We start from the raw sequence: 7,322 nt of genomic DNA on the forward strand, positions 1-7,322 counted from the left end.
TAGCGGCCCCACATCTTCAGCTTCGCCGCAGATATTGCTGGGGCCGCTTTGCGGCCCTTTCGCGACACAAGGCCGCTCCTACAAGAGCCGCGCAGCACAGGGGAGTCGATTCTTAGCCCATATGCTGCTGGTCCAGCTCAATTGCCTTGTCCAATGCCTCCAGCAACCCTTTGCGCACTTTCAGCTTGGTATTCTTGTGCGCCAGCATGTTCAGCTTCTTCAACTCCCGCGCCGCGGCCAGTGCCGCTTCCTGCAACTGCTCGGCCGGCACTACCTTGTCGAGGAAGCCGGCATCCACCGCGCCTTGCGGGTCAAACACCTCGGCATTGATCACCGAGCGGTGGAAGGCCGAGCGGCGCAGGCGGTCGCGGGCCAGCTCGATGCCGGCATGGTGCATGGTCATGCCGATCTGTACTTCGTTCAGGCACACCTTGTACGGCCCTTCGACGCCAATGCGGTAGTCGGCCGACAACAGCAGGAAGGCACCTTTGGCCACAGCATTGCCCGGGCAGGCAACCACTACCGGGAACGGGTGCGACAGCAGGCGGCGGGCGAGGGTGGAGCCGGCGGTAACTAGGCTGATTGCCTCTTTCGGGCCGCTGGTCATCACCTTCAGGTCGTAACCGCCAGACAGAATGCCCGGCTGCCCGGTGATGATCACCACCGCACGCTCTTCGACGGCGCGGTCGAGTGCGGCGTTGAAGGCGGTGATGACATCCGGCGAGATGGCGTTGACCTTGCCGTTGTTCAGGGTCAGGGTGGCGATGCCGTCTTCGGCGTGGTAGGTAATCAGCTCGCTCATGGCAGAGTCCTTTTGTTGGCGTGGCGACGACGTTACCCAGCGCCAGGGGCGAGGTAAAGCAGCAAGGCTGACTGGTCGGTCAGCGTCCAGCCGGGCTCAAGTGCAAATACATGAAAAAATTGAAAAAAATGCTTGCCAAAGGGAAGCTCTTTCACTAAATTAGCGCACCTCGACAGGCTGCAAGGCTTGAAGAGAAACGGTGAAGTGTCCGAGTGGTCGAAGGAGCACGCCTGGAAAGTGTGTATACGAGAAATCGTATCAAGGGTTCAAATCCCTTCTTCACCGCCACATTCTACGAAGAGCCCCCGCGCTGAAAAGCCGGGGGCTTTTTGTTTTCAGGGTCTTTGGGGCTGCTGCGCAGCCCATCGCGACGCAAGGCCGCTCCCACAGGGATGCGCTGCCTTCAGATTGTAGGTGGCCCTGTGGGAGCGGCCTTGTGTCGCGAAAGGGGCGCAACGCGCCCCCAAAATTCTAGAAGCTGACCGAAGCCGACAGCCGAGCCGTCCGCGGCGCCCCCTGGAACAGGTAGTTGTCCCCCAGGTAATCCCCCACATCGCGCCAATAACGCTTGTCGAACACGTTATCCACCGTCAGCCGCAGCACCGTGTCATACCCGCCAATGCGCGTGCGGTAGCGGCTGCCGAGGTCGAACACGGTATATCCACCAACCTCCACATTCCCCGCCTGGCTCGCATATTTGCTGGCGCTGTAGCGCGCCCCACCCAGCAGCGCCAGCCCTGGCACCGGCAGGCTGTATTCTGCCTGCAGCGCCGCGCGGAATTTGGGCACGTTGATCGCCTGGTGGCCTTCATATTCATCAGTACCGCTGTTCTGCACCCGCGCCCGAATGGCCGCAGCGCTGGCCTGCACCTGCAATTTCTGGGTCACCCAGCCGCTGGCGCCCAGCTCCAGGCCGGTGTTTTTCTGCTGGCCTTGCTGCACGTAGGTGAACTTGCCAGCGCCATCCGGGCGCGCGTACTGGTAGGCCTGGCGAATCTGGAACAGCGCAGCGCTGAAGCTCAGGCCTTGCCAGTCGTGCTTGATGCCCAGTTCCAGTTGGTGGGACGTGGTAGGCGCCAGGATTTCGAATTTGTTCTCAGCGAACCAAGGTGCGGTACTGCCCGCTGACAGGCCTTTGGAGTAGCTGGCGTATACCGTGGTGTCCGGCTGGGGCTTGTAGATAAGCGCAGCGTTCGGCAGCAACTCGTATTGCCGGGTATGGCGCCCGGCAACGCCGTTCTCATCCCAGGTTTTCTCGTCCAGGCGTACTTCACGGGCACCCAGTACGGTCTGCCATTGCTCGTTGAAGCTGATGCGGTCGCTGACAAACAACCCGTACTGGCGGCTGTCCAGGCGACGTTCGCTAGACCTGATGGGCTTATCGGATGGGTCAAAGGCCGGCGCACCGGTATGGATGTTGCCAGTACCCACCCATTCCATATAGCTGGGGCGCTGATCCAGCGTGCGCCGCTGCGCACTGGTGCCCACGGTCAGCTCATGGCCCACGCCCAGCGCATCGAAACGCCCGTTGAGCATGGCCTGCGCCTCATCGGTGCGGCGGGTGTCGTCGGGGCTGCGGAAGTCGTAGATGTCGTAGTCGCCATTGCTGGCGAAGAACGCGCCTTCGCTCGAGCCCCAGGCAAACGCGCTGTAGTCGTCGATTACCACCTTGCTGCGCGAGGCGCTCAAGGTGCCTGTCCAGGCCTGGTTGAAGTGGTACTCGAAGCGCCCGCCCACATTCAGCGAGTCGTTTTGCACCGGCTTGGCCCAGTGTTGGTAAGCCAGGCGGTCATCCGGGTCGATGCCGTGGGGCACTTCGGTGCCTCCGAGCAACTGGTAGCCCGGCACAGAACGTTGTTCGCGGTGCTGGTACTCGGCATCCAGCTGCAGGGTGGCGTCCGGGTTGATCTGCCAATCGAAGGCCAGCGAGGCGAAGTCGCGCTTGCCGTCGGCGTGGTCGACGTACGAGCGGATGTCTTCATGGGCCAGGTTGGCACGCAGGCCAAACTGCTTTTCGCTGCCGAACCAGCCGCCCAGGTCGGTAGCCAGGTAGCGTTCGCCTTGTTCGTTGGTCGACAGCGTGACGCTGCGCACGTCTTCGGCGCGCTTGGTCACGTAGTTGACCAGGCCGCCGGGCTCCGACACACCGCTTTGCAGCCCGGACAGGCCCTTGAGCAGCTCCACCTGCTGCTTGTTCTCCAGGGCCACGTTCTGCTCGCCGGCGATGGTCTGGCCGTTGATGCGGTAGCTGCTGGCGGCGTTCAGTTCGAAGCCGCGCACGTTGAAGTTTTCGTAGTAGCCGATGGGGGCATAGCTTTCGCCCACCGAGGCGTCGCTTTGCAGCACCTCGCTGAGCAGGCGCACCTGGCGGTCTTCCAGCAGTTGCTGGTTGAACACACTGATCGAGGCCGGGGTGTCGAGTAAGGGGGCGGGCTGGAAACCGCCTACTGCTGCCTGGTGTGCCTGGTAGCCGTCGTTGGCGTAGGTGTCGGAGACCTGCAGTGGGGCCAGTAGCACGCTGTCTTCGGCAAGCACATCAGGGCAATGCAGGGCCAGGCCCAGGCTAAGCAAGCTCAGGGGCAGGCGGGGGTGACGCGGGGGCATGCGGTGGGGCTCCTGGAGGCGCAACACCTGTGCCGGCCTCTTCGAGGGTGAACCCGCTCCCACAGGAATATCACTGGTCCTGAGGGGTGTGATTTCCCTGTGGAAGCGGGTTTACCCGCGAAGAGGTCGGCACAGGCCATGAAAAAGGCGGCATCTTAGCAGCCGCCTTCACCCTAAAACGATCAGGGCCCGGTGATATTCAGTCAGTCTGTGTTGGCCGGCCGCTTGTGCTGCCGCCAGTTGTCATCGATTTTCGACCAGGTCTTGCCATCGGTAATGGCCATGAGCTTGCGCCCATCCTTGAAGGTGGCCAGGAAGGTGGCTTCTTCCTCCTTGCCACCCAGCCACAGGCCGGCCAGCAGCCCCACCGGCCCGGCTACGAGGGCGCCGGCTACGCCCCAGCCCAGGGCGCTGCCCAGGCTGCGGCTGGGTTCCAGGCTGGCCAACCGCAAGTCGCTGATACGTGCCAGGGAAATTCGCTCGCCCGGAGAAGGGCTGCGCGGGGTCTTGAGTGTGAGCGATCCATTGCGATACTCACCTTCACCTTGCAAGAAATCGCCGGATTGCACCGTGAGTCTTGTCATAAAGTCGTCCTGTCAGGGAAAGGGCATTGAGCAGCGCCTACTGAGCGCTGCCCGGGCGGGCAAGTCAACGGCAATGCGACGGAGGGTAGTGCGGTGCAATGTCGCCCTTTCGCGACGCAAGGCCGCTCCCACATGGGGTTATGCGGCGGCTTTGCGGGCAGCTACGAGCCACGCCAGCAACGCCAGGGCGCCAATTACCAGCCCCGCCACCACAATGCCCATCCAGCCCTGGTGCTGGAACAGCTGCGTGCCTAGCAGCGAGCCCAGCGCCCCACCAATGAAGTAGCAGGTGATGTACCCGGCATTAAGCCGCGTGCGTGCCTCGGGCCGCAGGGCTATTACCGCGTTCTGGTTGCTCACGTGCACCAGCTGAACTGCCAGGTCGAGCATCAGCACGCCCAGCAGCAAGGCCAGCAACGATTGCTCGGCAAACCCCAGTGGTACCCACGACAGCAGCAACACCACCAGGCCCACGGTGGTACCCAGCGAGCCCTTGCCTCGGTCGGCCAGGCGCCCGGCCCAGTTGGCCGACAGCGCACCTGCCGCCCCGGCCAGGCCGAACAGGCCGATCACCGCGTCCGAGTAGTGGTACGGGCCTTTGGCCAGCAGGAATGCCAGTGGTGTCCAGAACAGGGCAAACAAGCTGAACGCCAGCAGACCGAGCAGCGAGCGCAGGCGCAACACCGGTTCTTCGAAGAACAGGCGAAACACCGAGCCGATCAGCGCCGGGTATTTCAGCCCGGCATGGCTGTGGTGTTGCGGCAGGCTGCGGTACAACGCCACGGCAGTGATGGCCATCAGTACTGCGGCCAGTACGTAGATGCTACGCCAGCCGCCCAATTCGGCCATGAAGCCGGCAGCGGTACGCGCCAGCAGGATGCCCAGCAGCAGGCCGCTCATCAACGTGCCGACCGCGCGCCCGCGCTGGTGCGGCTCGCTCAGGGTCGCGGCCATGGGCACCAGGATCTGCGCCACCACCGAGAACAGCCCGGTCAGCGCCGTGCCGAGGATCAGCCAGGTCAGGCTTGGTGCACAGGCACTGATTACCAGGCCAAGGGTGGCAATGGCGGTCATCACGGTGATCAGCCGGCGCTGCTCGAACAGGTCGCCCAGCGGTGCCAGCAGCAACAGGCCGGCGCCATAGCTGAGCTGCGCGGCGATGACGATGCTGCCAGCGCTGGCGGTGCTCAGGCCGAATTGCTGGGCGATGCTGTGCAGCAGTGGTTGGGCGTAGTAGTTGCTGGCCACGGCCAGGCCGGTGGCGGTGGCCATCAGCAGGATCAGGGCGCGGCTGAGGGTGGTGTTCATGCGGTACTCGTGACGGCAGTGGTAAGTGGGGGGATTATCAGGAAGTGTCAGGCATGACACCAATGTAATCCTGTGCTGGCCTCTTCGCGGGCGTGCCCGCGAAGAGGCCAGTACCGGCAACCCTTCAATCAGGCCGCAAACCCACCATCCACCGTCAGGCTGGCCCCGGTGATATACCCCGCCTCAGGCCCCGCCAGGTAAGCCACAAAGCTGGCAATCTCATCCGCCTCGCCATAGCGCCCAATTGCCATCAGTGGGATCAGGCTTTCGGCAAACTCGCCACTGGCCGGGTTCATGTCGGTGTCCACCGGCCCTGGCTGCACGTTGTTCACGGTAATGCCCTGCGGCCCCAGGTCACGCGCCATGCCGCGGGTCAGGCCAACCAGCGCCGACTTGCTCATGGCATAGGGCGCGCCGCCGGCAAACGGCATGCGCTCGGCGTTGGTGCTGCCAATGTTGATGATGCGCCCACCCTGGCCCATGTAGCGCGCCGCAGCCTGGCTGGCGACGAACACGCTGCGCACGTTTACCGCCAGGATGCGGTCGAAGTCAGCCAGGTCGAATTCGGTCACCGGCGCCACCGCCAGTACGCCGGCGTTGTTGACCAGGATGTCCAGCCTGCCGAAGGCCTTCACCGCGTCATCCACGGCCAGTTGCACGGCCGCTGCATCGGCGCTGTCGGCCCGCAAGGCCAGGGCCTTGCCGCCGTTCTCAGTAATTTCCCGGGCCAGTTCTTCTGCCGGCCCGGCTGAGCTGACATAGGTGAAGGCCACCTGCGCGCCTTCGCGGGCCAGGCGCCGCACGATGGCCGCACCAATGCCGCGGGAACCGCCCTGTACCAGGGCTACTTTGCCTTCGAGTGTAAGTTGCTTGGACATGCTGATCTCCTGCTGGAAGCCAGGCCGAAATGCCTTGGATGGGCGCAGTATCGGCGCTCGATTACCTGCTGATAAGATGCTAATCACTATCAGCAGAGTAAACCTTTGGTTGCCAATCATGGCCATGGAATCGTTCAACGCGTTGGAATGCTTCATCCGCAGTGCCGAGGTTGGCAGTTTTGCCGAGGCCGCCAGGCGCCTGAGCATTACCCCGGCCGCCGTGGGCAAGCACGTTGCCCAGTTGGAAGCGCGCCTGGGCGTGCGGTTGTTCCAGCGTAGTACCCGCAAGCTGACTTTGACCGAGGCGGGGCAGCGTTTTCTCGGCGAGGTCAGTGACAGTTTCCGCACCATCCAGTACGCCGTGGCCAACCTGGCCAGTGCCGAGGGCCAGCCGGCCGGGTTGCTGCGGGTGAGCATGGGCACGGTGTTCGGGCGGTTGTATGTGTTGCCGTTGTTGGGCGAGTTTTTGCGCCGATATCCGGCGATCACACCAGACTGGCATTTCGACAACCGTCAGGTCGACCTGATCGGGCAGGGTTTCGATGCGGCGATTGGTGGTGGTTTCGAACTGCCACCGGGGGTGGTGGCGCGCAAGCTGACCCCGGCGCACCGGGTGCTGGTGGCGGCGCCAGCGTATCTGCAGCGGCATGCGCACATTGACGACCCACAGGTGCTGCAGCGGCATGACGGCATTCTGATCCGCTCACCGCAGACCGGGCGGGTGCGCTCGTGGCCGTTGACCAGCCGCTGGCAGGCGCAGCAGCCGCTGCAACTGCGCCAGGCGATGACCATGAGCGATTCCGATGCAGCTTGCGCGGTAGCCGAGCAAGGGCTGGGGGTTGCCCTGGTGAGTTTGCCGTTTGCCGTGCCCTACCTGCAGGCGGGGCGGCTTCGGCGGGTGTTGCCTGACTGGTATGTGGATGATGGGCATATCAGCCTGTATTTCGCCGAGCACAAGCTGCTGCCGGGCAAGACCCGGGCGTTTATCGATTTTGTGGTGGAGCAGTTTGCCGAGCAGGGGTTGGCGGGGCGGTTTGATGCCTTGCAAGCCCTTTAGAGAATTGTTGCCTGTACCGGCCTCTTCGCGGGCACGCCCGCTCCCACAGGAATATCACACGCCTGAAGATTGTGGGATCCCTGTGGGAG

Annotated in this window: 6 protein-coding genes and 1 tRNA gene; 2 read left to right on the forward strand and 5 right to left on the reverse strand. The window is 63.5% G+C overall.

Annotated elements, in window-relative coordinates; translation table 11 throughout:
* Positions 1-112: 112 nt before the first annotated feature.
* A complete protein-coding gene (locus tag ABE456_RS27940) occupies positions 113-802 on the reverse strand; it encodes a crotonase/enoyl-CoA hydratase family protein (RefSeq protein WP_346646812.1) in 690 nt (229 codons plus the stop codon).
* A gap of 198 nt (positions 803-1,000) precedes the next feature.
* Here ABE456_RS27940 and ABE456_RS27945 point away from each other — a divergent pair.
* Positions 1,001-1,090 (forward strand) — tRNA-Ser (locus tag ABE456_RS27945).
* Positions 1,091-1,273: 183 nt separating this feature from the next.
* On the opposite strand, the gene ABE456_RS27950 is transcribed toward ABE456_RS27945, so the two are convergent.
* From ABE456_RS27950 to ABE456_RS27965, 4 genes are all read right to left on the reverse strand, one after another.
* Positions 1,274-3,406, reverse strand: coding sequence for a TonB-dependent siderophore receptor (locus ABE456_RS27950; RefSeq protein WP_346646813.1), 2,133 nt, complete (start codon positions 3,404-3,406; stop codon positions 1,274-1,276).
* A 203-nt stretch (positions 3,407-3,609) separates the two neighbouring features.
* Positions 3,610-3,990, reverse strand: coding sequence for a hypothetical protein (locus ABE456_RS27955; protein WP_346646814.1), 381 nt, complete (start codon positions 3,988-3,990; stop codon positions 3,610-3,612).
* 138 nt (positions 3,991-4,128) lie between these two features.
* Positions 4,129-5,298 (reverse strand): MFS transporter, encoded by a 1,170-nt coding sequence (locus ABE456_RS27960; protein ID WP_346646815.1) that lies wholly within the window; start codon positions 5,296-5,298, stop codon positions 4,129-4,131.
* 128 nt (positions 5,299-5,426) lie between these two features.
* The gene (locus ABE456_RS27965) at positions 5,427-6,176 is read right to left on the reverse strand and encodes a 3-oxoacyl-ACP reductase family protein (protein ID WP_346646816.1); all 750 of its coding nucleotides are present in this window, start codon (positions 6,174-6,176) and stop codon (positions 5,427-5,429) included.
* A 118-nt stretch (positions 6,177-6,294) separates the two neighbouring features.
* Here ABE456_RS27965 and ABE456_RS27970 point away from each other — a divergent pair, with 118 nt between their 5' ends.
* On the forward strand, positions 6,295-7,233 hold the full coding sequence (locus ABE456_RS27970) for a LysR family transcriptional regulator (RefSeq protein ID WP_346646817.1): 939 nt from the start codon (positions 6,295-6,297) through the stop codon (positions 7,231-7,233).
* Positions 7,234-7,322 lie beyond the last annotated feature (89 nt).

The organism is Pseudomonas sp. TWI929 (assembly GCF_039673335.1).
In the GTDB taxonomy this organism is placed as follows: domain Bacteria; phylum Pseudomonadota; class Gammaproteobacteria; order Pseudomonadales; family Pseudomonadaceae; genus Aquipseudomonas.